Raw genomic sequence first — 20845 nt, forward strand, 5'->3', positions numbered from 1 at the left:
GCACCTTCGGTGCATGTGACGAGCTGAAGGGACCCTTCGCCGCGTCTGATGCGAGGAAGGGCCCCTTCACCTCGCTCCGGCACCCGGCCGACGTCGGCGGCCGCCGCGCTGACCGCCGGTGCGCCGAACCCTCCAGCATGCCACCCGGGTACGACGGAAACGGCCGTTCCCGGCCCGGGCGGGGTGGATCCGTCCACAGCACCCCGGTTGTCCACAGGACGCGGCGGCACCCCTGTCGGACGCCGCCCCGCGAGCCCTAACGTCGATCGTGTGTTCGAGCAGCCCGCCCGGGATCCGGGCCCACCCGTCAACGACCGGCTCGCCTGGCTGGCCGACCAGCTCTCGCCCGACGCGAGCACGGTCGGGCCCGGCGGCCGGCTGGTCCGGCGCTGGCTGCCGGGCGGACCGGCCGGTGCCGGCCGCCGCCGGTGGGCGTTCGCCGGTGTCCTGCTGTCGGTGGTGGTGATCGTCCTCGGTTCGGTCGCGCTCTTCGGCGGTCCGCCGGTGCCCGAGCCCCCGCCCGCGCTGCCCAGCGCGAAACCGGCGAGCGAAGCACCGGCCCGGGCCGCGCCGCAGACCGGGTTGGTCATCAGCGTGATCGGCCGCGTCCGGTCGCCCGGTCTCGTCACCGTGGCCCAGGGCGCCCGTGTCGCGGACGTGCTGCGGGCCGCGGGCGGCGCCGAGCCCGGCGCGGACCTGAGCGCGCTCAACCTCGCCCGCCGGGTGACCGACGGGGAACAGCTCGCGGTCGGGATCCCGGCGCCGGCCGCCGTGGCCGCCGGTGCCGCCGGTGCGCCGGCGGGCGCCAAGGTCGACCTCAACGCGGCGAGCGCGGACCAGCTGGACACGCTGCCCGGCGTCGGCGAGGTGACGGCCCAGCGGATCGTCCAGTGGCGCACCGAGCACGGCGGCTTCACGAAGGTCGAGCAACTGCGCGACGTCTCGGGCATCGGGGAAAGCAAATTCCAAAAACTGCGTGAGCAGGTGATGGTCGGATGAGCACCCTTCCCACGACCGACACCCGGCAGGACATGCGGCTCGTCCCGGCGGCGCTGGCGTGCTGGCTCGCCGCCCTCGGCGGCCTGCTGCTGGGCTGGTGGACGGCCGTCGCCGCCGGCCTCGCCTCGGCGGCGCTCGCCGGGCTGGTGCTCTGGCGGGCGCGGGGGCGTCCCCGGGCGCTCGGCGCGGCCGCGGCCCTGCTGGTGCTGGGACTCGTCGCCGCGGGGCCGGTCGCCTGGCGGATCTGGGACGCGCAGCACGACGACCTCCGCGCGGCTTCGGCCGACGGACTCCCGGCGTCGGTGCGGGTCGTCGTCACCGAGCGCCCGAAACCCGTGCGCGGCGCGGGTTACGCCGACCAGCAGGCCGGTGCCCGATCGGTGGTGCTGACCGCCGACGTCCGCACGGCGTCGGTCGACGGCCGGCCGGTCAGCTCGTCCGGACGTGTCTTGCTGCTGGCCCCGGTCGCGCAGTGGGCTTCGCTGCTGCCGGGCCAGGACGTGACGGCGAGTGGCCTGCTGATGCCGCCGCGCGGCTCGGACCTGACCGTCGCGGTGCTGTCCGTGCGCGGGCCGCCGGGCGACCTCGGGCCGGCGCGGTGGTGGCAGCGGACCGCGGCCGGGCTGCGCGCCGGACTCCACGACCTGTGCCAGGTCCTGCCGGACGAACCGGCCGGCCTGTTGCCGGGGCTGGTCCTGGGCGACACGAGCGGGTTGTCGCCGCGGGTCGAGCAGGAGTTCATCACCGCCGGGCTCGCCCATTTGACCGCGGTCAGCGGGGGCAACCTCGCCGTGGCGTGTGGCGCGGTCCTGCTCCTGCTGCGCTTGCTGCGGCTCGGACCGCGGTTCTCGGCGGTGGCGGCCGGCGCGTGCCTGGTGGGCTTCCTCGTCCTCGTCGGGCCGGAGCCGAGCGTGCTGCGGGCCGGGCTGATGGCGGCGGTCGCGTTGCTGGCCCTGGCGCTGGGCAGGCGGGGCTCGGCGTTGCCCGCGCTGGCGTTCGCGGTGTGCGTGCTGGTGGTGGCGGATCCGGCGATGGCGACGGACTTCGGGTTCGCGCTGTCGGTGTTCGCCACGGCCGGACTCGTCCTCATCGCGCCTCGCTGGGCCGCGGCGCTGGCGCGTCGTGGCGTTCCGCCGGGGTTCGCCGAAGGACTGGCGATCCCGCTGGCCGCCTTCCTCGTGACGGCGCCGGTTCTCGCGGGCATGGCGGGCACGGTCAGCCTGGTTTCGGTGGTGACCAACGTCCTCGCCGCGCCCGTCGTGGCCCCGGCGACGGTGCTCGGTGTGCTGGCGACGGTGCTCGGTCCCTGGTGGCCGGGTGCGGGGAAGGTCCTGGTGCACCTGGCCGACCCGGAGGCCCGGTGGCTGATCACCGTGGCGCGCCACGGCGCGCGGGCTCCCGGCGCGGTCGTCGCCTGGCCCGGCGGCTGGTCGGGCGGGCTGCTCGCGGCGGCCGTGCTGGGCGTGCTGGTGCTCGCCGCCCGGCACCGGCGCGTGCGGCTGGCCATGGCGGTGCTGGTCGTCGGCGCGCTGCTGGTGTTCGTGCCCGTCCGGGTGCTCGCGCCGGCGTGGCCACCGCGGAACTGGGCGATGGTCGAGTGCGACGTCGGGCAGGGCGACGCGGTCGTGCTGGCGACCGCGGAGCCGGGACGCGCGGTCGTCGTGGACACCGGACCCGAGCCGGGGCCGGTGGACGAGTGCCTGCACCGGCTGGCGGTCGACCGGATCCCGCTGCTGGTGCTGAGCCACCTGCACGCCGACCACATCGGCGGGCTGGCGTCGGTCTTCGACGGCCGGGCGGTCGGCGCGATCGCCGTCGGCCCGGGGCGGGCGCCGGAGTGGGCGTGGCGGCAGGTCGCCGCGGAGGCGCTCCGGCAGCGAGTGCCGCTGGTGGAGCTGAACCCGGGGGAGCGGCAGGCGTGGCCCGGGCTGTCGCTCGACGTCCTCGGCCCGCGTTACGTGCCGGAGCGCTCGGCGGGTCAGCAGGACGGCACGACGATCAACAACAGTTCGGTCGTCCTGCGAGCGCAGACCGCGGCCGGCCGGGTGCTCCTGACCGGCGATGTCGAGCTGGCGGCGCAAGCGGATCTCTTGGCGGACATCGGAAACCTGAAGGCGGAGGTGTTGAAGGTGCCGCACCACGGCTCGCGCTATTCGCTGCCGACGTTCCTCGCGGCGGTGGCGCCGCGGGTGGCGATGGTCAGCGTGGGCGCGGGCAACACCTACGGGCACCCCAACAAGTCCACAATGGACAGCCTGACGGCGCTCGGTGCCCTGGTCACCCGGACCGACCTGGACGGCGACACCGCGGTGGTCGGCGACCCGGCGGGCCCGGCGGTGGCGCGCCGGGGCGAGCCGCGTGGCCCGCCCCGCCGGTGAGCGGTCACCCGGCGGGCTTGCGGGCGCTGTCGCCGGATTGGCGGTCGTGTTCGAAAGTGATCCGGCGGCGAGCCCATTGCTGCCCGCCCTCGTCGGCCAGGGTCTCCACGCGCGCGACCAGCACCCGGACCGCGTCCGTGCCTTCGTACGGCGGTGCGGAATGGAGGTACAACGCTGCTTCACGCTCGATCGCGTAGCCGATCTGGCTGTGCTCCACCCAGTTCTGGTGCATGCCGAACGTGGTCCGGACGCCGGTCGCGACCAGGACGACAGCGCCGAGCGCGGCGATGACGACCGAGTCGAGGTGGGCGGTGGCCGCCACCGGGATCGCGGCCGAGCCGGTGAGGGCGACGACTTCCACGACGCCGTACCGCAGCCGGTCTCGCCGGGCGCCCTTCTTGTACCACCGCCACTTCGCGACGACCGTCATCGGCAAGGCTTGGCCGTCGCGTTCGGCGGTGACCATCCAATGCTTGCCGAGATTCCGCATTCCGAACCTCCCGGACCGAGCCGACACCTGGCGGGTGCCGACCTTATCGGCACAGGGGAGACGCGAAAGGAGGTACTCGCCGGGGCGAGCCGCGCGGCCCGCCCCGCCGCTGAAGCCGGGGCGGGCGGAACCCGCCCCGGCCGGACGTCAGTAGCCGAGCGCCTCGTTCACGGCCTTGGCCGACGGCGGCACGGTCGCCTTCGGGCCGATGTGGTTCTCGACCGCGTCGAGGGTCTTGAGGCCGTCGCCGGTGATCAGGAGCACCGTCTCGGCGTCCGGGTCCAGCTTGCCGGTCTCGACCAGCTTCTTCGCCGTCGCGACGGTGACCCCGCCCGCGGTCTCGGTGAAGATGCCTTCGGTGCGGGCCAGCAGCCGGATGCCTTCGACGACCTCTTCGTCGGTGACGTCCTCGATCGCGCCGCCGGTGCGGTTGACGATGTCGAGCACGTAGGGGCCGTCGGCCGGGTTGCCGATCGCCAGCGATTTGGCGATCGTGTCCGGCTTCACCGGCTGGACCACGTCCAGGCCGGCGCGGAACGCGGCCGAGACCGGCGAGCAGCCGGTGGCCTGGGCGCCGAACACCTTGTACGGGCTGGCGTCCACGAGACCGAGCTGGCCCAGCTCGCGGAAACCCTTGTCCACCTTGGTCAGCTGCGAACCGGAGGCGATCGGCACGACGATCTGCGGCGGGATGCGCCAGCCCAGCTGCTCGGCGACCTCGAAGGCCAGCGTCTTCGAGCCTTCCGAGTAGTACGGCCGGACGTTCACGTTCACGAACGCCCACTTCGGGTGCTCACCGGCGAGCTCGGTGGCGAGGCGGTTGACGTCGTCGTAGTTGCCGTCGACGGCGATGAGGTCGCCGTCGTAGACCGCGGTGGTGAGGATCTTGGCGCGCTCGAGGGTCTTCGGGATCAGCACGACCGACCGCCAGCCCGCGCGGGCCGCGGCGGCGGCCGTCGCGTTGGCCAGGTTGCCGGTCGACGGACAGGCGAGCACTTCGAACCCGAACTCGCGGGCCGCGGCCAGCGCGACGGCGACGACGCGGTCCTTGAACGAGTGCGTCGGGTTGCCGGTGTCGTCCTTGACCCAGAGGCGCTTGAGGCCGAGCTCCTTGGCGAGGCGGTCGGCGCGGATGAGCCGGGTCGCGCCGGGCTCGGTGTTCGGGATCTCTTCGACGTTGGACGGCACCGGGAGGAGCTTCTTGTAGCGCCAGATGTTCTTGGGGCCGGCCTCGATGTCTTCACGGCGGACGCGGCCGAAGTCGTAGGCGACCTCGAGCGGCGAGAAGTCCTCGGCGGAGACGAACTCCGGGGCGAGCGGCTGCCGGTGGCCCTCTTCCTTCGACACCAGTTCGACGGCCGGACCGAGATCCGGGGTCTTCGTGGTGGAGGTCGTTCCGAGGGTGGCGGTCATCGCGAGGTTCCTTTCCTCATCTGCCCCGCCGAAGCGGGCCGGAATTGGCACCGTGGTCGTCAGCTACCCCGCGATCGCGGGATGACAGGCTGTACGCCGGTTGCCGGGGCTTCGTCGGGCCGTTCCCTCTGCCCCTCTGGATGAGCGGTATTCAGTTGTCGGCGCGCGCCGTTCAGCGCGCCGCCTCGCTGACACCGTACGACATGGCGCTCGCGCCGTGCCATGCCGGCCGCTCGACATCACCGGAGCGGGCGCACGGCACCGCGAGTGAGAGGATTCCCCCGTGACCGTCCAAGCCACCGCCCCGGCCCCGCTGCACCTGGTCCTGGGTGAGGAAGAACTGCTGATCGAGCGCGCCGTCCGCGAGGCGCTCACCGCGTCCCGCGCGATCGACGCCACGGCCGAGCTGACCCGGGTCCGGGTGTCGGATCTCACAGCCCCCGAGCTGGCCGAACTCGTCAGCCCGTCGCTGTTCAGCGAAGGTCGCGTGATCGTCCTGGAGTCGGCGCAGGACATCTCGCAGGAGCTGGCCGACGCCGTGGCGTCCTACCTGAAGGACCCGGCGGACGGGATCGTCCTGGTCGTCGTGCACACCGGCGGTGGCCGCAGCAAGGCGGGCAAGACGCTGCCGGCGGTGCTGAAGAAGGCCGGCGCCGAAATCACCGAGTGCCCGAAGCTGACCAAGCCCGCCGAGCGGGAGCAATTCATCCGCCACGAGGTGCGCCGGGTGGGCGGCAAGATCGACGCGGCCGGGGTTGCCGCGCTCCTCGAGGCCGTGGGCTCCGACCTGCGGGAACTCTCCTCGGCGGCGACGCAGCTGGTGGCGGACGCCGGCGGGACCGTCGACGCGGACGCGGTCCACCGCTACCACCGCGGCCGGGCCGACGTCACCGGGTTCGCGGTGGCGGAGAAGGCGGTCAGCGGCGACCGCTCGGCGGCGCTGGAGTCGCTGCGCTGGGCGATGCAGCTGGGCGTCCCGCACGTGTTGGTCGCGGACGCACTGGCCGACGCGGTCCGCACGATCGCCCGGGTCTCGGGCGCGGGCCGGGGCAACCCGAACCAGCTGGCGGGCGAGCTGGGCATGCCGCCGTGGAAGATCCGCAAGGCGCAGGGCCAGGTCCGGGGCTGGAACCAGGACGGCCTGGCGACGGCGATGCGCGTGGTGGCGAGGCTGAACGCCGAGGTCAAGGGTGTGGCGGCGGACCCGGGTTACGCACTGGAGCGCGCGGTCCTCCAGGTGGCGGCCGCCAAGGGCGAACGCTGAGGTCCGTGCTGCCGCCGGCGAGGACCTTGCGGTTCCTGCCCCGAGGGCGACCGCCGATCTCGGCGAGTTCTCCGCCGGAGCCGGCGACAGCCGCGAACGGCCGCCCCGGAACATGAAGAAAGCCCCGGCCGAAGCCGGGGCTTTCCCAGAAATCAACCAGCTCAGAGCGCGTTGACGCGCTTCGCCAGCGCCGACTTCTTGTTGGCGGCCTGGTTGGCGTGGATGACGCCCTTCGAGACGGCCTTGTCCAGCTTCTGGGCGGCGTCGCGCTGCAGCTCGGCGGCCTTGGCCTTGTCGCCGGCCTCGGCGGCCTCGCGGACCTTGCGGATCGCGGTCTTCACCGAGGACCGGATCGCCTGGTTGCGCTGACGCGCCTTCTCGTTCGTCGTGATGCGCTTGATCTGCGACTTGATGTTGGCCATAGGGCAACTCCTGTTTCACTCGGTGAGATTCGCCGCCGCGCTGAATTGGCCCCACTCGCGAAGAGCGGGCTTCCTCCATGACGGAATGCCGCACGGGCAGCGAGCGACAACTCTAACAGCCCAGCTCGGACGGCCCGCGACCGCGTCCGGCGAACACCGATCACCAGGGGTACGGTCGACAACGGTAGTGCCTAGGGTTCCGTCGCCGGTCCGCGCACCTCGCTCTCCACAACCAGGACCGGCGGGTCTGGTCCGAGCGGCACCATCGGCGGGTCCGGGTGGCCTGCCGTTCATCTGACGGGGCAAAAGCCTGGAGGACCCGGTTTTCGCGCGTGCGAAAACCCGTAAGGGGTCCCATGAACACCACCGCGCTGTCCTTCGTCCTCGTCGCCGCCGTCGTGCACGCCGCGTGGAACCTCGCCGCGAAGCGCATCTCCTCCGGGGGCACGCAGTTCGTCTGGCTCTACTACACGGTTTCCGCCGTCGTCCTGCTGCCCGTGACGGTCGTGCTGCTGGTCGTCGAGCCGGAACGTCCACAGTGGAGCTGGCTGCTGGCCGCCGCGGGCACGTCGGTGCTGCACGTCGCCTACGGCGTCGTCCTGCAGCGCGGGTACCGCGTCGGCGACCTCTCCGTCGTCTACCCCGTCGCGCGGGGCACCGGGCCGCTGCTGTCGGTGCTGGCGGCCGTCCTGGTGCTCGGCGAACGACCCGGTTGGCTGGGGCTGCTCGGCGCGTTCCTGGTGATCACCGGGGTGCTGGTGATCAGCACCGGCCGCACCGGCGCCGCGCACGACCCGGCCGCCGCGAAGGCACGGCGCGCGGGCATCTTCTACGGCCTCCTGACCGGCGCCACGATCGCCGGCTACACGCTCTGGGACGCGAACTCGGTGACCGGCATCGGCATGCCGCCGGTCGTCTACTTCGGCCTCGGGTCGGTGCTCCAGAGCGTCCTGCTCGTGCCCGGCGCGCTGGCCGGCCGCGACGAGGTGGCCCGGATCTGGCGCGAGCAGCGTCGTGAGGTGCTGATCGTCGCGCTGCTGTCGCCGCTGGCCTACATCCTCGTGCTGTTCGCCCTCACGATGGCGCCGGTCAGCCTGGTCGCGCCCGCCCGGGAGCTGAGCATCGTGCTCGGCGGGCTGGCCGCCTGGCTGGTGCTGGGCGAACGCGACGCCGTCCGGCGGCTGGCCGGCTCGGTGATCGTGCTGTCCGGAATCGCCGCGATTGCGGCCGCCTGAGCGCGTCCGGTAGGGATGGTCGGATGGAAGTCCTGAAGAGCCGGCTGCTGATCCGCCCGCGCGACGTCGGCGCCGCCACGGCGTTCTACCGCGACACCCTCGGCCTGGCCGTGGAGCGTGAGTTCCCCGGCGGCACCGTGTTCTTCCTCGGGCACGGCTCCCTGGAGGTCTCCGGCGCGGGGGAGACGGGCTCGTCGCCTGACCTGGTGCTCTGGCTGCAGGTCCGGGACCTGGCCGGCGTCATGGCCGAGCTGAAGGCGAAGGGCCTGGAGCCGGTGCGGGACGCCCAGCGCGAGCCCTGGGGCCTCGACGAGGCCTGGATCGCCGACCCGGACGGCACGCGCATCGTGCTGGTCGAGGTGCCCGAGGGCCACCCGATCCGCACGGACACCCGCTAGGCGGGCTTGACGGCGCGCAGCTGCGCGGCCAGCGCGGCGAAGCCGGGCGGGTCCCAGGTCCAGGTCTGCAGGTCGGCGAAGCCCGCGGCGGCGGCTTCGTCGGCCAGGACGTGCCTGCTCACGGGCAGCCACTTCTCGTGCGCGGACAGCAGCAGCCGCCCGCCGGGGCGCAGCACCCGGACCAGCTCGGCGAACCCGGCCGCGCGGTCGTCCCAGAGCATGACGTTGTTCACGGTCAGGACCACGTCGACGGACCCGTCGGGCTCGCCGGTGTGCGCCGCCGACCCCTCACGCAGCTCGACGCGGTCGCCGCAGCGCTCCTGGCAGAGCCCGAGCATCTCGGGCGAGGGGTCGACGCCGATGGTGCGCCCGGCCAGCCGCGCGGCGGCGTCCAGGCCGACGCCGGGGCCGGGCCCGACGACCAGGACGGTCTCGTCCGGCTCGATCTTCGCCAGGTCGACGACGCGGTGTTCGGTGGCGGCGTTGCCGCGCGCCATCACCCAGCCGCCGAGGCGGCCGAGGGGTCCGGAGGGGTGACCGAAGGCACGGTCGAGGACGCGGCCGAAGCCACCTGGATCCGGCTGGGGAGGGGGTGCCGGCTGGTGCGAAGTGCTCATACTTCGAGGGCACCACGGATCAGATCGGCTCGCATCGGGGATGACCCCCACCCGCACCCGGAGCGCCGTGGGAGCATAGAGGTGGCCATCCCCGACTTTCCGAGGACTCATTCGAGTGACAGCGCTCAACAAGTTCGCCGACACGACCTTCACGCCTCCGGAGCTCATCCGGAACTTCTGCATCATCGCGCACATCGACCACGGCAAGTCCACCCTGGCCGATCGCATGCTGCAGCTCACCGGCGTCGTGGAAGAGCGGGCCATGCGCGCTCAGTACCTCGACCGGATGGACATCGAACGCGAGCGCGGGATCACGATCAAGGCGCAGAACGTGCGCCTGCCCTGGCAGGTCGAGGGCAAGGACCACGTCCTGCACATGATCGACACCCCGGGCCACGTGGACTTCACCTACGAGGTGTCCCGGGCGCTGGAGGCGTGCGAAGGCGCGATCCTGCTGGTCGACGCGGCGCAGGGGATCGAGGCCCAGACGCTGGCCAACCTGTACCTCGCCCTCGAGAACAACCTCCAGATCATCCCGGTGCTCAACAAGATCGACCTGCCCTCGGCCGACCCCGACAAGTACGCGGGTGAGCTGGCCCACATCATCGGCTGCGAGCCGGACGACGTGCTGCGGGTCTCGGCCAAGACCGGCATCGGCGTCGGCGCGCTGCTCGACGAGGTCGTGAAGTCGGTCCCGGCGCCGGAGGGCGACGCCGACGCGCCGGCCCGCGCGATGATCTTCGACTCGGTGTACGACACCTACCGCGGCGTCGTCACCTACATCCGGGTCGTCGACGGCAAGATCACGCCGCGCGAGCGCATCAAGATGATGTCCACCGGCGCCACGCACGAGCTCCTCGAGGTCGGGATCATCTCGCCGGAGCCCAAGCCCAGCAAGGGGCTCGGCGTCGGCGAGGTGGGCTACCTGATCACCGGCGTGAAGGACGTCCGGCAGTCGAAGGTCGGCGACACCGTGACGTCGGAGCGCAACGGCGCCAAGGACGCGCTGGCGGGCTACCGCGAACCGAAGCCGATGGTCTACTCCGGACTGTATCCGGTGGACGGTTCGGACTACCCCGAGCTGCGCGAGGCCCTGGACAAGCTGCAACTCAACGACGCCGCGCTCGACTACGAGCCGGAGACGTCGGTGGCGCTGGGCTTCGGCTTCCGCTGCGGCTTCCTCGGCCTGCTGCACCTGGAGATCACGCGCGACCGGCTCGAGCGCGAATTCGGCCTCGACTTGATCTCCACCGCGCCCAACGTGGTCTACGACGTCGTCTTGGACGACGGCAAGGAAATCCACGTCACCAACCCGTCGGACTGGCCCACCGGCAGCAAGATCGACAAGGTGCTGGAGCCGCTCAGCAAGGTCAGCGTCCTGGCGCCGTCGGAGTTCATCGGCACGATCATGGAGCTGTGCCAGAACAAGCGCGGCCAGCTGCTCGGCATGGACTACCTGTCCGAGGACCGGGTCGAGCTGCGCTACAACATGCCGCTGGGCGAAATCATCTTCGACTTCTTCGACACGCTGAAGTCGCGTACGCGCGGCTATGCGTCGCTGGACTACGAAGAGGCCGGCACGCAGGCGGCGGACCTGGTCAAGGTGGACATCCTGCTGCAGGGCGAGGGCGTGGACGCGTTCTCCGCGATCGTGCACAAGGACGACGCCTACAACTACGGCAACCGCATGGTGAACCGGCTTCGCGAACTGATCCCGCGGCAGAACTTCGAGGTACCGATCCAGGCGGCCATCGGCGCGCGGATCATCGCCCGCGAAACGATCCGCGCGATCCGCAAGGACGTGCTGGCGAAGTGTTACGGCGGTGACATTTCGCGGAAGCGCAAGCTGCTGGAGAAGCAGAAGGAAGGCAAGAAGCGGATGAAGACCGTCGGCCGGGTCGAGGTCCCGCAGGAGGCCTTCGTCGCCGCACTGTCCACTGAGGACTCGGGCAAGAACAAGAAGTAAAGTGTTCCACTGATGTGACAGCGGCGCCCATATTCACGCCACCGCGTGAATATAGGCGCCGAACCCGTGTTCGATCTGGTTTCTGTCGGTGCTCTCTGGTTTCCTCTGGTGCGAAGAGCGAAAGGAGAGCACCATGACGGTCATGGCAGACATCGAGCTTCCCACCGATTCGGGCCCGCTGACGGTGCGCGACCTCGAGGGGATGCCTGACGATGGCCGACGTTACGAACTCATCGACGGGGTGCTCATCGTGAGCCCCGCGCCCGGTCGAAGACACCAGAAGATCGTGATGAAACTCGCGAGAGCCCTCGAGGACGCGTGCCCGGCAGAGTACGACGTACTCGTCGCGCCGTTCGCAGTGCACTCGGGGGACAAGATCGAGCTTCAGCCGGACGTCCTGGCCGGCTTGGACGAGGACTTCACGGACAAGGATCTCCCGGCGCCCCCGGTGCTGGCGGTCGAAGTGCTGTCGCCTAGCACGGCGATCTACGACCTGAACCTCAAGAAGGCGGCCTACGAGCGGCTTGGGACGGGCAGCTACTGGGTGATCGACCCGGAGGAGCCTGCGCTCACGATGTTCGAACTCGACGAGGACGGCTGCTACCAGCAGGTGGCCAAGGCCGCAGGCGACGAGGTCCTCGAGGTCGAGCGGCCGTTCCCGGTGCGGATCGTGCCGCGGGAGCTGCTGGGCCGGCTCCGCTGACCGTGGTCACCGGATGCGGGGCGTGCCACGGAGCTGGGCGTGCAGCTGCCGGTGGCGGAGTTCCTTCCGCACCCGGTCGACCACCGCGTCGAACAACGCCGGGTCGAGGATCGCCGTCTGGTCGAACTGCCGTCGCTGAGGCGGTGCGGGCGTGAGCCGGCCGCGGGGTGCGTACCGCTGCACCGAACTCTCGACGCCTTCGCCGGTGACCAGGTCGACCCAGAGCGCGTCGCGCAGGTAGCCGTCGCCGAACCGGGCCGAACGGCGGGTCGAGACGTCGGCGATCTGCGACCACGGGATCAGCCGCGTGCTGAGCGTGCCCGCGGGCACGCGGAGGCCTTCTTCGCCGACTGTGAGGTCGCGGAGACCCGCGAAGCCGCGCTTGAGCGCGCGGGCTCGCGAGAGGCGGAAGGCCACGACGGCGAGGAGCACGGTCGCCGCGTAACCGCCGCCGATCAGCCACGGCGAGAGGCCGCGCACCAGACCGGCGGCGAGTGCCGCGCCGAAGCCGGCGTCGGCGACGAGGAGCACGCCGATCAGCACCTTGACCGGCGTGGTGACGCGGGCGGGGGACTCGGACAACGGGTCGACTCCTGGGGCCGGGCGGGTCAGGGGTTGCCGATGATCCGGTCGGCCGTCACGAACACCGCGACCCGCCGCTCTTCGGCCATCACGCGGTCGTACTCGGCCCAGTCGTCGTGGGTGCCGGTGGCGGCGACGAAGACGTCGCGCAGGAGCTTCGGCAGGCCCGCAGGATCGAAGGCGGGGTCGGGGTCGTCCGGCCCGACGAGGCGGGTGGCGCCGGTGACGGAGACCCAGTTCCAGCCGCGCCGGAAGGTCACGGTGGCGTGCCCGGCCCGCCGCAGCAGCGCGAGCTTGTGCGCCCGCCCGACGGCGACGTACGCGACGCCGGGCGCACCGGTCACCGGGTCGTCGAAGACCCCGGCGTTGACGACGGAGGAGTGCACGGTGCCGTCACCCCGCGTGGTGGCGACGGTGGCCAGGCCGTTCTCCTGCAGCGACAGCGCGCGAACCTGCTCGAGATCAACGGTCATGGCCCCAACCTAACCCGCCGGGCGAACCGCGTGGTCCGGTTTCACCGGGTGAAGTGCGGTGCTGACCGTCCGCACAGCCCGGCCGGCCCCACGCGAAGGCAGACCCGGGTAAAGGGAAGCGCCTCCCGAAGCCAGGGGCAGCGCGGCTGAGGCGCCGTGGTCCAGGTAGGCCGGACGTCTTGAATGACTCATTCCTGTCGTGGGACGAGGTGAATGGGTCATTCACGGCACCGCGGCCGCGTGACCACGGCGGCCGGCGCGCTGGAGCCGGGCCCACGTGATGGCAGGCCCGGCCGGCGACGTCAGCAGGCGCCGTTGTCCGTCCACACTCCCCACTGGCCTGTCGTTCCCGGCTCCTCGCCCTGCGTCCACCAGCCCGCCGTCCACTTGTGGCCGTTGTGCGACACCACGTTCCCGCCCGTGTACACCTGCGACGCGGTCCAGGCCGGGGCCGTGCACGTGCCCGGGTTGGTCGTCCCGCCCGTGTCCCACGCGACCTGCGAAGACCGGTAGAAGCCGATCGACTGCGCCACCCAGCGCGGGGCCTGGGCGCCCAAGCGGGTGCGGAACGTCGTCCAGTCGTGCGTCGACCAGGGCGACCAGCCCAGCTCGGCGTGCGCCGCCAACCGGGGGAATGCCAGGTAGTCGATGTCCGAGGGCGTCACCACCGTTTCCGACCACAGCGGCGACTCCACTCCGCGGACCGCGGACTCGCCCACCCCCGACAGGTACGCACCCGGGTTCCAGCCGTACGCGTCCTGGACCTCGATGTATCCCGCCCACGACAGGCCGATCGGGCTGGAGCTGTTGTACTTCATGTCCAGGTACGCCTTGTTCGCCGGCGACAGGATCACCTTGCTGCCGCGGGAAACCGCCGCCGACACGCCCGCGTCCGATGTGGACGTTCCCCAGAACTGCGGCGACGCCGAGGCCGGCAGCGTGGCCTTCGCGATGTCGTGCCAGCCCACCACGGACTTGCCCGTCGCCGCCACCAGGGGGAGCACCTTGTTCACGAACGTCACGTAGTCCGCCGCCGACGTCGATTGGGCTTCGTCGCCGCCGATGTGGAGGTACGGGCCCGGGGTCAAGGCCGCCAGCTCGCGCAGGACGTCGGCGATGAACGTGTACGTGATGTCCTTCGAGATGCACAGCGAGCTGTAGCCGACCGCCGTGTCGGTGCGCAGCGCCGGCGCCACCCCGGTGCAGTTCAGTTCCGCGTACGACGCCAGCGCCGCGTTCACGTGCCCCGGCATGTCGATCTCCGGGATGACCGTGATGTGCCGCGAAGCCGCGTAGTTCACGATGTCCGTGTACTGCGCCTTCGTGTAGTAGCCGCCCGCGCCGCCGCCGACCTGCGTGCTGCCGCCGTAGGTCGTCAGGCGGGGCCAGCTGTCGATCTGGATGCGCCAGCCCTGGTCGTCGGCCAGGTGCAGGTGCAGGGCGTTGATCTTGTACTGGGCGAGCTGGTCGAGGTACCGCTTGACCGTCGAGACCGGGTGGAAGTGCCGGGCGACGTCGAGCATCGCGCCGCGGTAGCCGAAGCGCGGGTAGTCCACGATCGTCGCGCCCGGGACGGTCCACGGGCCCGTCTGGGGAGACGGGCTTTCGATCCGGCCCGGCAGCATCTGCCGCAGCGTCTGGACGCCGGCGAAGAGCCCGTCGGCCGTCTGGGCGCGCACGGTGACCGAGGACGCCGTCGACACGAGCTGGTAGCCCTGCGCGCCGACGGAAGCGGGCGCACCGCTCAGCAGCAGCGCGATGCTGTCGGCGGGCACGGACGCCGGCGCGTCCGACACCGGCAGCGCGAAGCCGGTCGACGGCCGCAGCACGCCGGCCAGGTAGTCGCCGACCTGCTTGGCCGGCGCCGAACCGGCTTCGGTGACGATCTTCGTCGTCGAGACCAGCGGGAAGGTGACTCCGGCCGCCGGGGTCACCGAGGCCGGCACCGGCACGATCGACTGCAGGGCCGGGGTGGCCGCCGCGGCCGGCGCCAGCTGGGCGGCGGTCGTGCCGGCGCCGATCAGCGCCAGCACGGCGAGCGCGCGGCCGAGACGCCGCGCGAGGGGAGTCTTCACCGGGGACCTCCTGGCGGGAAGGGCGCGACATCGCCGTCGCACCTGCCCGGATCGTCGCATCTCTGCCGACGATGGTCTAGACCAAGGCGGGTGGTTAAGCTCGCGCCGTGCCGCGGGACTTCGAGCCGGGATCGCCGTTCGCGCTGCTTTCCGGCGGCGAGACGGCCGTCTGGTACGCGTACATGAAGGTGCACCTCCGCCTGGAGTACGAGCTGAACCGGCAGCTGCGGGCGGACAGTGGCATCTCGCTCGCCGACTACCACGTGCTGGTGGCCCTGACGAGCGAGGCCAGCGGCCGGATGCGGGTCACCGACCTCGCGATCCGCATCGGCTGGGAGCGCAGCCGGCTTTCGCACCACCTGAAGCGGATGCGCGAGCGCGGCCTGGTGGAAACCGGCGCCAGCGCCGAGGACCGCCGGGCCGTCGACGTGGTGCTGTCCGAGGCCGGCTGGGAGACGCTGCGCCAGGCCGCGCCGGACCACGTCGAGTTCGTGCGCAAGGCCTTCCTGGACGCGCTCGAGCCCGGCGAGCTGGCGCGGCTGGCGACTTCGCTCGAGCGGGTCTACGACGCGCTCGTCGAGCACGGCAGCCTGCCCCGGCCGGCGGACCACCCCTGACCCAGTTGCGTGATGTTTCACGTAATGTGGTGGTCGGTCCGCTCGAGAAAAGGGGTGCGCGATGGCGACGGTGGCCGAGCTGATGGAAGCCAACCTGCTCCGGGTCTTCAACGAACGTGACGACGATCGACGCGCGAAGGCGATCGCCGCGACCTACGCGGCCGACGTCACGTTCGCCGATCCCGAAGGGGTGGCGACCGGGCACACCGAGCTCGACGCCAAGGCCAAGGGCCTGCTGGACCAGTCGCCGGGGTTCGTCTTCTCGGCCGCCGGTCCGGTGCTGGTCAACCACGATCTGGGCCACCTGGCCTGGGCGTTCGGCCCGGAGGGCGCGCCACCGGTCGCGCGGGGGATCGATGTCGCCCTCGTCGAGGACGGGCGCATCAAGAAGCTCTACACCATGCTGCTGCCGGACTGAGGCCGTTAGGGTCGGGGTATGTTCGACGAGCTGACGTTCCCGGTCATCGCCGCCCCGATGGCGGGCGGCCCGACCACCCCCGAACTGGTCGCCGCGGTCACCGAGGCCGGCGGCTTCGGCTTCCTCTCCGCGGGCATGCTCACCCCCGCGGCGCTCGCCGCGCAGATCGAGCGCACGCGCGAGCTGACCGGCCGCGAGTTCGGCGTCAACCTCTTCGTGCCGCAGCCCGACACCGGGGCCGACATCAGCGCGCACCGCGAGCGGCTCGAGGTGTTCGCCCGCGAATACGACGTCGAGCTCGGTGAGCCGAAGTGGGACGACGACGCGTACCCCGCGAAGCTGGACGTCGTGCTCGAGAAGCGGGTTCCCGTGGTGTCGTTCACCTTCGGGCCGCCCTCGCCGTCGGACGTGCTGCGCCTCAAGGAGGCCGGCAGCGCGGTCGTCGTCACCGTGACCACCCCGGAGGCCGCGCAGCGGGCCGCGGACCTCGGCGCCGACGCGCTCGTCCTGCAGGGCTTCGAAGCGGGCGGGCACCGATCCCTGTTCACCGACGACGCGGACCGGCCCGGCGGCGGCGCGGAATACGGCGTCCTCGCGCTGCTGCGGCTCGTCGCCGCCCGCGTCGACCTGCCGCTGATCGCGGCCGGCGGCCTGGTGCACGGCGCGGACGTCGCCGCCGTGCTCGCCGCCGGAGCCGTCGCCGCCCAGCTGGGCACGGTCTTCCTGCGCGCCGACGAAGCCGGGACGTCCGAAGCCCACCGCAAGGCTCTCGCCCTCGCCGAGCGCGAGACGGCGTTCACGCGCGCCTTCAGCGGCCGCCCGGCGCGCGGGCTGGTCAACAAGTTCATGGACGCGCTGTCCGAAGGCGCGCCGGCGGCCTATCCGCAGCTGAACAGCCTCGCCGGGCCGGTGCGCAAGGCGGCGGCGAAGGCCGGCGACCCGGAAGCGATTTCACTCTGGGCGGGCCAGACCTACCCGCTCGCCTACGACGCGTCGGCCGCCGTCATCCTCGAGCGGCTGAAGGTCGAGGCGCGCGACGCGGCCGCACGCCTCGACCGCATCCGCTAGTCCGTCTTGTCGGCCTCGACGCCGGTGCCGGGCGTGCGGTTCAGCAGCGAGTGCCGCCGGCTGTAGAGGAAGTAGATGACCAGGCCGATGACGAACCAGACGGCGAACCGGAGCCAGGTCGCCGGCTGCAGGAACGTGATCAGCCAGATCGAGAACACGATGCCGATCGCGGGCACCACCGGCATGCCGGGCGTCTTGAACGTCCGGGGCAGGTCCGGCTGCTTGTAGCGCAGCACGATCACCGCGACGCAGACGACGACGAACGCGAGCAGGATGCCGATGTTCGTCAGCTCCGCGGCCTCGCCGATCGGCAGTACGCCGGCGATGATCGCCGACGCGGCCCCGAGGATCCACGTCATCCGGCTCGGCACCTGGCGCTTCGCGTTCGTCTTGCCGAACCACGACGGGAGCAGGCCGTCGCGGCTCATCGAGTAGCCGATGCGGGTGGCGCCCATCAGGAACGTGAACAGCACGGTGAGGATGCCGACGATGGCGCCGATCGCGATCACCGTGGCCAGTCCGGAGAGGCCGACCGACTTGAACGCCGTCGAGAAGCCGCTCTTCGGGTCGATCTCGGTGTACTTCTGCATCCCGGTCAGCACCAGGCAGGCCAGCACGTACAGCACCATCGAGATGGCCAGCGAGTAGAGGATGGCCTTCGGCATGTGCCGCTGCGCGTCCTTGGACTCCTCCGCGGCGGTGCTCATGGCGTCATAACCGAAGACCGCGAAGAAGACTGTCGCCGCGCCGGTCACCGCGCCGCCGAAGCCGGCCGGGGCGAACGGCGTGTAGTTGCCGGTCTTGACGTAGAAGAAGCCGACCAGGATGACCACCAGCACGATCAGGACCTTGATCCCGACCATCGCCGTCTCGAACCGGGCGGCGGCGCGGATGCCGCGGTTGAGCAGGTACGCGATCAGCAGGCACAGCAGCATGGCGAACAGGTCGACCTTGTGGCCCGGCCCGGTGCCGGGCGCGCCGAGCATCCAGGCGGGCAGGTCGAGGCCGAGCTGGCCGAGCAGGAAGCTGAAGTAGCCGGAGATGCCGATGGCCACGACCGACACGATCGCCGTGTACTCCAGCAGCAGGTCCCAGCCGATGAACCAGCCGACGACCTCGCCGAGCACCGCGTACCCGTACGTGTAGGCCGAACCGGCCTTCGGGATCAGGCCGGCGAACTCGGCGTAGGAGAACGCGGCCGCGGCGCTCGCGACGCCGGCGATGAGGAACGAGATCAGCACGGCCGGGCCGACGCCCGGGATGCCGGCCGCGTCGTCGCCGTGCGCGACACTCCCGGCGAGGGCGAAGATCCCGGCGCCGATGATGCCGCCGACACCGATGGCGGTCAGCTGCCACAGGCCGAGTGTGCGGTTGAGGCCGCCTTCGCCCTTGTCCTGGATCTGGTCGATCGGCTTGCGCCGGAAGATGCCGGAGCTGCTGCCCAGGCCTCCTGGAGCGGACATCATCGTCTCCCGAACGGTCGGTGGAGGGTCCGGGTCACGGACCCAACGCCGGAACCTACCGCCAACTCCGCGTGAAGACAGTGTGAGCCGCTCAGCCCGCCGCGGTGTCTTCGCTCACGGCCTCCGACGCCGTCGCCACGGCGCGCTTGGCCTGGGTGGTCCGGACCGCGCTCGCCGCGAAGTAGGAGAGCAGCTCCGCGATCTCCACCGGGTCGTCCAGCTGCGGGCAGTGCCCCCAGTCTTCGCGGACGAGCAGGCGGCTGTGCGGCACGAGCGTGTGCAGCTGCCGCCCGGACGCCGCGGTGACGAGCTTGTCCTTGCCGCACGCGACGACCAGCAGCGGCACCTTCACCGAGTCGAGGCGGTAGGCGTCGGCGAGCTCGGCGACGAGCTGGCGGGCCTGCTCGAGCCGGCTCTTGGTCGCGCGGTAGTCCGGGAACAGCGCGGTGAAGCGCTGCACCTGGGTCGCGTCCGCCGCGCCCGAGTTCGCGTAGAGGAGCCGCGGGACGAGCTGCTCGGCGACCTTGCGCACGAGGAAGCCCGGCACCGGGACCGGCAGGGACGAGTACAGCCGCAGCGGCAGCGGGTAGCGCGCCACGGTCCGGATCAGCCACGAGTCGACGAACCCGGGCGCGGCGATCGACACGACGCCGGAGATCGGCGACCTGCTGTTCTGGGCCGCCCGCAAGCTCATGGTGCCGCCGAGGGAGTTGCCGGCCAGCACGACCGAGCCGAGCACGGCCTGCTCGCGGACGACGGCGGCGGTGAACGCGTCGAGCTGCGGCAGCATCGGGCCGGGCCGCAGCGGCTGCGCGTCCCCGAACCCCGGCAGATCCACCGCGACCGCCGGGATCCCGGCGGCCGCGAGCTGCTCCAGGGCGGGGCGCCACGTGTCGGCGCTGTCGCAGTAACCGTGCAGCAGCACCAGGCGCGGTGCGCTCGGCCGGACGTGGGGCGTGGCCGCGCGGCGGCGCAGAGAACGACGGGGGAGCTCCGGGTCCGGGAGGACGTCCCCGACCTCCAGGACCCGGGTGCGGACACCGGCGTAGCGCCGGAAGGAGACCCGGATCGGGTCCGGGTCACTGCTGGACCGGCCGCCCGGTCCAGCCGAGTCGGGCCGCTTCGTCGCGGTCATGACTACAGATTACCTTGCGACTATTGGGTTTTGGTCGATTTCAGGTGCTAACGACCAGATCTCGAACTGAGTACGTTGGAGATTCACCAGATGCCGGGCTGGGCGGAACGAGACGATCCGCCCAGCTCAGCGGGGTTCTAACGGGTGAAGACGATCTTGCCGGCAGTGTCGCCTTCGAGCATCGCCCGGAACCCCTTAGGGGCCTCGGCGAAGGGCAGTTCGGCGCCGATCTGCGGCCGCACCCCGGTCAGATCGAGGTAGGCGAGCAGATCCGCGAGCTCGTCGCGGGTGCCCATGGTCGACCCGGCGACGCGCAGCTGGAGGAAGAAGACGCGCTGCAGCTCCGCGTTCGCGTCCGGGCCGCTGGTCGAGCCGGAGACCACGATGATCCCGCCCGGCTTGAGCGATTTGACCGAATGCGACCAGGTCGCCTTGCCGACGGTCTCGAACACGGCGTCGACGCGCTCGGGCAGCCGTGCGCCCGACTCGAACGTCTGGTGCGCGCCGAGGCTCGAGGCGAGCGCGCGCTTCTCCTCGGTGCGGCCGGTCACCCAGACCCGGAACCCGGCCGCACGGCCGAGCTGCACCAGCGCCGTCGAGACGCCGCCGGAGGCGCCCTGCACGAGCATCGTCTGGCCGGGCCGCAGCCCCGACTTCACGAAGAGCATCCGGTAGGCGGTCAGCCAGGCCGTGCCCATGGTCGCGGCCTCGGCGAAGCTGAGCGCGGCGGGCTTCGGGACGACGTTGCGGGCCGGCACGACGACCTGGTCGGCGAAGGTGCCCTGGTGCTTCTCGGTGAGCAGCGTCCGCTTCGGGTCGAGGGTGTCGTCACCCTGCCAGCCCGGCGCGTTGATCACGGAGTGGAGCACGACCTCGGAGCCGTCGTCGAGGGTCCCGGCACCGTCGCAGCCGAGGATCATCGGGAACTGGTCGGGCTTGATCCCGACCCCGCGCAGCGTCCAGAGGTCGTGCATGTTGAGGCTGGCCGCCTTGACGTGCACGCGGACCCAGCCGTCCGGCACGTCGGGTTCGGGTCGCTCGCCGACGACGAGCGAGTCCAGGGGGCTGTCGGCGTTGGGTTCCTGCGCGTACACGGCGAACATGCTTGGCAACGTACCGCCCCTGAGGC

20 protein-coding genes and 1 riboswitch are annotated in these 20845 nt (G+C 71.7%); of the genes, 10 read left to right on the forward strand and 10 right to left on the reverse strand.

The window, feature by feature from the left end; genetic code table 11:
• Positions 1-270 precede the first annotated feature (270 nt).
• Positions 271-999 (forward strand): ComEA family DNA-binding protein, encoded by a 729-nt coding sequence (locus AB0M83_RS15300; protein WP_364517302.1) that lies wholly within the window; start codon positions 271-273, stop codon positions 997-999.
• Positions 996-3377: a ComEC/Rec2 family competence protein gene (locus AB0M83_RS15305; protein ID WP_364517304.1), complete on the forward strand. Its 2382-nt coding sequence runs from the start codon at positions 996-998 to the stop codon at positions 3375-3377. Before AB0M83_RS15300 ends, AB0M83_RS15305 begins: the two co-directional genes overlap by 4 nt.
• Before the next feature lie 4 nt (positions 3378-3381).
• On the opposite strand, the gene AB0M83_RS15310 is transcribed toward AB0M83_RS15305, so the two are convergent.
• Positions 3382-3867, reverse strand: coding sequence for a DUF4231 domain-containing protein (locus AB0M83_RS15310; RefSeq protein ID WP_364517306.1), 486 nt, complete (start codon positions 3865-3867; stop codon positions 3382-3384).
• A gap of 147 nt (positions 3868-4014) precedes the next feature.
• Positions 4015-5280 carry a threonine synthase gene (thrC, locus tag AB0M83_RS15315; RefSeq protein ID WP_364517308.1) on the reverse strand — a complete coding sequence of 422 codons (1266 nt, stop codon included), beginning with the start codon at positions 5278-5280 and terminating at the stop codon, positions 4015-4017.
• A 13-nt stretch (positions 5281-5293) separates the two neighbouring features.
• Positions 5294-5427, reverse strand: a riboswitch (SAM riboswitch).
• Between the two features lie 136 nt (positions 5428-5563).
• On the opposite strand from thrC, the gene holA reads away from it, so the two are divergent.
• Positions 5564-6544 carry a DNA polymerase III subunit delta gene (gene holA / locus AB0M83_RS15320; protein ID WP_364517310.1) on the forward strand — a complete coding sequence of 327 codons (981 nt, stop codon included), beginning with the start codon at positions 5564-5566 and terminating at the stop codon, positions 6542-6544.
• A gap of 161 nt (positions 6545-6705) precedes the next feature.
• Here holA and rpsT read toward each other — a convergent pair whose 3' ends face one another.
• Complete coding sequence (rpsT, locus tag AB0M83_RS15325) at positions 6706-6966, reverse strand: 30S ribosomal protein S20 (protein ID WP_091316168.1); 261 nt, start codon at positions 6964-6966, stop codon at positions 6706-6708.
• 356 nt (positions 6967-7322) lie between these two features.
• On the opposite strand from rpsT, the gene AB0M83_RS15330 reads away from it, so the two are divergent.
• A complete protein-coding gene (locus AB0M83_RS15330; protein WP_364517312.1) occupies positions 7323-8201 on the forward strand; it encodes a DMT family transporter in 879 nt (292 codons plus the stop codon).
• Positions 8202-8224: 23 nt separating this feature from the next.
• Positions 8225-8599: a VOC family protein gene (locus tag AB0M83_RS15335; protein WP_364517314.1), complete on the forward strand. Its 375-nt coding sequence runs from the start codon at positions 8225-8227 to the stop codon at positions 8597-8599.
• Here the strand turns inward: AB0M83_RS15335 and AB0M83_RS15340 are convergent.
• The gene (locus AB0M83_RS15340) at positions 8596-9216 is read right to left on the reverse strand and encodes a class I SAM-dependent methyltransferase (protein WP_364517315.1); all 621 of its coding nucleotides are present in this window, start codon (positions 9214-9216) and stop codon (positions 8596-8598) included. The two genes, AB0M83_RS15335 and AB0M83_RS15340, sit on opposite strands and share 4 nt — an antisense overlap.
• A 115-nt stretch (positions 9217-9331) precedes the next feature.
• Between AB0M83_RS15340 and lepA the strand changes: the two genes are divergently transcribed.
• A complete protein-coding gene (gene lepA / locus AB0M83_RS15345; protein ID WP_364517316.1) occupies positions 9332-11182 on the forward strand; it encodes a translation elongation factor 4 in 1851 nt (616 codons plus the stop codon).
• Between the two features lie 133 nt (positions 11183-11315).
• Positions 11316-11885: a Uma2 family endonuclease gene (locus AB0M83_RS15350; RefSeq protein WP_364517317.1), complete on the forward strand. Its 570-nt coding sequence runs from the start codon at positions 11316-11318 to the stop codon at positions 11883-11885.
• 6 nt (positions 11886-11891) lie between these two features.
• Here the strand turns inward: AB0M83_RS15350 and AB0M83_RS15355 are convergent, their stop codons facing one another.
• The 3 genes from AB0M83_RS15355 to AB0M83_RS15365 all read right to left on the reverse strand — a co-directional run bounded on the left by AB0M83_RS15355 (position 11892) and on the right by AB0M83_RS15365 (position 15015).
• On the reverse strand, positions 11892-12467 hold the full coding sequence (locus tag AB0M83_RS15355; RefSeq protein WP_364517318.1) for a PH domain-containing protein: 576 nt from the start codon (positions 12465-12467) through the stop codon (positions 11892-11894).
• 26 nt (positions 12468-12493) lie between these two features.
• Positions 12494-12940: a pyridoxamine 5'-phosphate oxidase family protein gene (locus AB0M83_RS15360; RefSeq protein WP_364517319.1), complete on the reverse strand. Its 447-nt coding sequence runs from the start codon at positions 12938-12940 to the stop codon at positions 12494-12496.
• A 302-nt stretch (positions 12941-13242) separates the two neighbouring features.
• Positions 13243-15015 (reverse strand): family 20 glycosylhydrolase, encoded by a 1773-nt coding sequence (locus AB0M83_RS15365; protein ID WP_364517320.1) that lies wholly within the window; start codon positions 15013-15015, stop codon positions 13243-13245.
• A 107-nt stretch (positions 15016-15122) separates the two neighbouring features.
• Here AB0M83_RS15365 and AB0M83_RS15370 point away from each other — a divergent pair, with 107 nt between their 5' ends.
• From AB0M83_RS15370 to AB0M83_RS15380, 3 genes are all read left to right on the forward strand, one after another.
• A complete protein-coding gene (locus tag AB0M83_RS15370; RefSeq protein ID WP_364517321.1) occupies positions 15123-15632 on the forward strand; it encodes a MarR family winged helix-turn-helix transcriptional regulator in 510 nt (169 codons plus the stop codon).
• A gap of 61 nt (positions 15633-15693) precedes the next feature.
• Entirely contained in the window at positions 15694-16050 is a 357-nt protein-coding gene (locus AB0M83_RS15375; RefSeq protein WP_364517322.1) for a nuclear transport factor 2 family protein, read from the forward strand.
• An 18-nt stretch (positions 16051-16068) separates the two neighbouring features.
• Entirely contained in the window at positions 16069-17118 is a 1050-nt protein-coding gene (locus AB0M83_RS15380; protein WP_364517323.1) for a nitronate monooxygenase, read from the forward strand.
• Here AB0M83_RS15380 and AB0M83_RS15385 read toward each other — a convergent pair.
• From AB0M83_RS15385 to AB0M83_RS15395, 3 genes are all read right to left on the reverse strand, one after another.
• Complete coding sequence (locus AB0M83_RS15385; RefSeq protein WP_364517324.1) at positions 17115-18581, reverse strand: amino acid permease; 1467 nt, start codon at positions 18579-18581, stop codon at positions 17115-17117. The genes AB0M83_RS15380 and AB0M83_RS15385 overlap by 4 nt on opposite strands.
• A 91-nt stretch (positions 18582-18672) precedes the next feature.
• Entirely contained in the window at positions 18673-19716 is a 1044-nt protein-coding gene (locus tag AB0M83_RS15390) for an alpha/beta hydrolase (protein WP_364517325.1), read from the reverse strand.
• 137 nt (positions 19717-19853) lie between these two features.
• Positions 19854-20819: a zinc-binding dehydrogenase gene (locus AB0M83_RS15395; RefSeq protein ID WP_364517326.1), complete on the reverse strand. Its 966-nt coding sequence runs from the start codon at positions 20817-20819 to the stop codon at positions 19854-19856.
• Between the last annotated feature and the right edge of the window lie 26 nt (positions 20820-20845).

This window comes from Amycolatopsis sp. NPDC051106 (assembly GCF_040682775.1).
GTDB lineage: Bacteria > Actinomycetota > Actinomycetes > Mycobacteriales > Pseudonocardiaceae > Amycolatopsis.

Coding starts and splice junctions, on each gene's coding strand:
- AB0M83_RS15305 (WP_364517304.1), top strand. CDS start 996: ATGAGCACCCTTCCCACGACCGACACCCGGCAGGACATGCGGCTCGTC.
- AB0M83_RS15310 (WP_364517306.1), bottom strand. CDS start 3,867: ATGCGGAATCTCGGCAAGCATTGGATGGTCACCGCCGAACGCGACGGC.
- thrC (WP_364517308.1), bottom strand. CDS start 5,280: ATGACCGCCACCCTCGGAACGACCTCCACCACGAAGACCCCGGATCTC.
- rpsT (WP_091316168.1), bottom strand. CDS start 6,966: ATGGCCAACATCAAGTCGCAGATCAAGCGCATCACGACGAACGAGAAG.
- AB0M83_RS15330 (WP_364517312.1), top strand. CDS start 7,323: ATGAACACCACCGCGCTGTCCTTCGTCCTCGTCGCCGCCGTCGTGCAC.
- AB0M83_RS15335 (WP_364517314.1), top strand. CDS start 8,225: ATGGAAGTCCTGAAGAGCCGGCTGCTGATCCGCCCGCGCGACGTCGGC.
- AB0M83_RS15340 (WP_364517315.1), bottom strand. CDS start 9,216: ATGAGCACTTCGCACCAGCCGGCACCCCCTCCCCAGCCGGATCCAGGT.
- AB0M83_RS15350 (WP_364517317.1), top strand. CDS start 11,316: ATGACGGTCATGGCAGACATCGAGCTTCCCACCGATTCGGGCCCGCTG.
- AB0M83_RS15360 (WP_364517319.1), bottom strand. CDS start 12,940: ATGACCGTTGATCTCGAGCAGGTTCGCGCGCTGTCGCTGCAGGAGAAC.
- AB0M83_RS15375 (WP_364517322.1), top strand. CDS start 15,694: ATGGCGACGGTGGCCGAGCTGATGGAAGCCAACCTGCTCCGGGTCTTC.
- AB0M83_RS15380 (WP_364517323.1), top strand. CDS start 16,069: ATGTTCGACGAGCTGACGTTCCCGGTCATCGCCGCCCCGATGGCGGGC.
- AB0M83_RS15385 (WP_364517324.1), bottom strand. CDS start 18,581: ATGTCCGCTCCAGGAGGCCTGGGCAGCAGCTCCGGCATCTTCCGGCGC.
- AB0M83_RS15390 (WP_364517325.1), bottom strand. CDS start 19,716: ATGACCGCGACGAAGCGGCCCGACTCGGCTGGACCGGGCGGCCGGTCC.
- AB0M83_RS15395 (WP_364517326.1), bottom strand. CDS start 20,819: ATGTTCGCCGTGTACGCGCAGGAACCCAACGCCGACAGCCCCCTGGAC.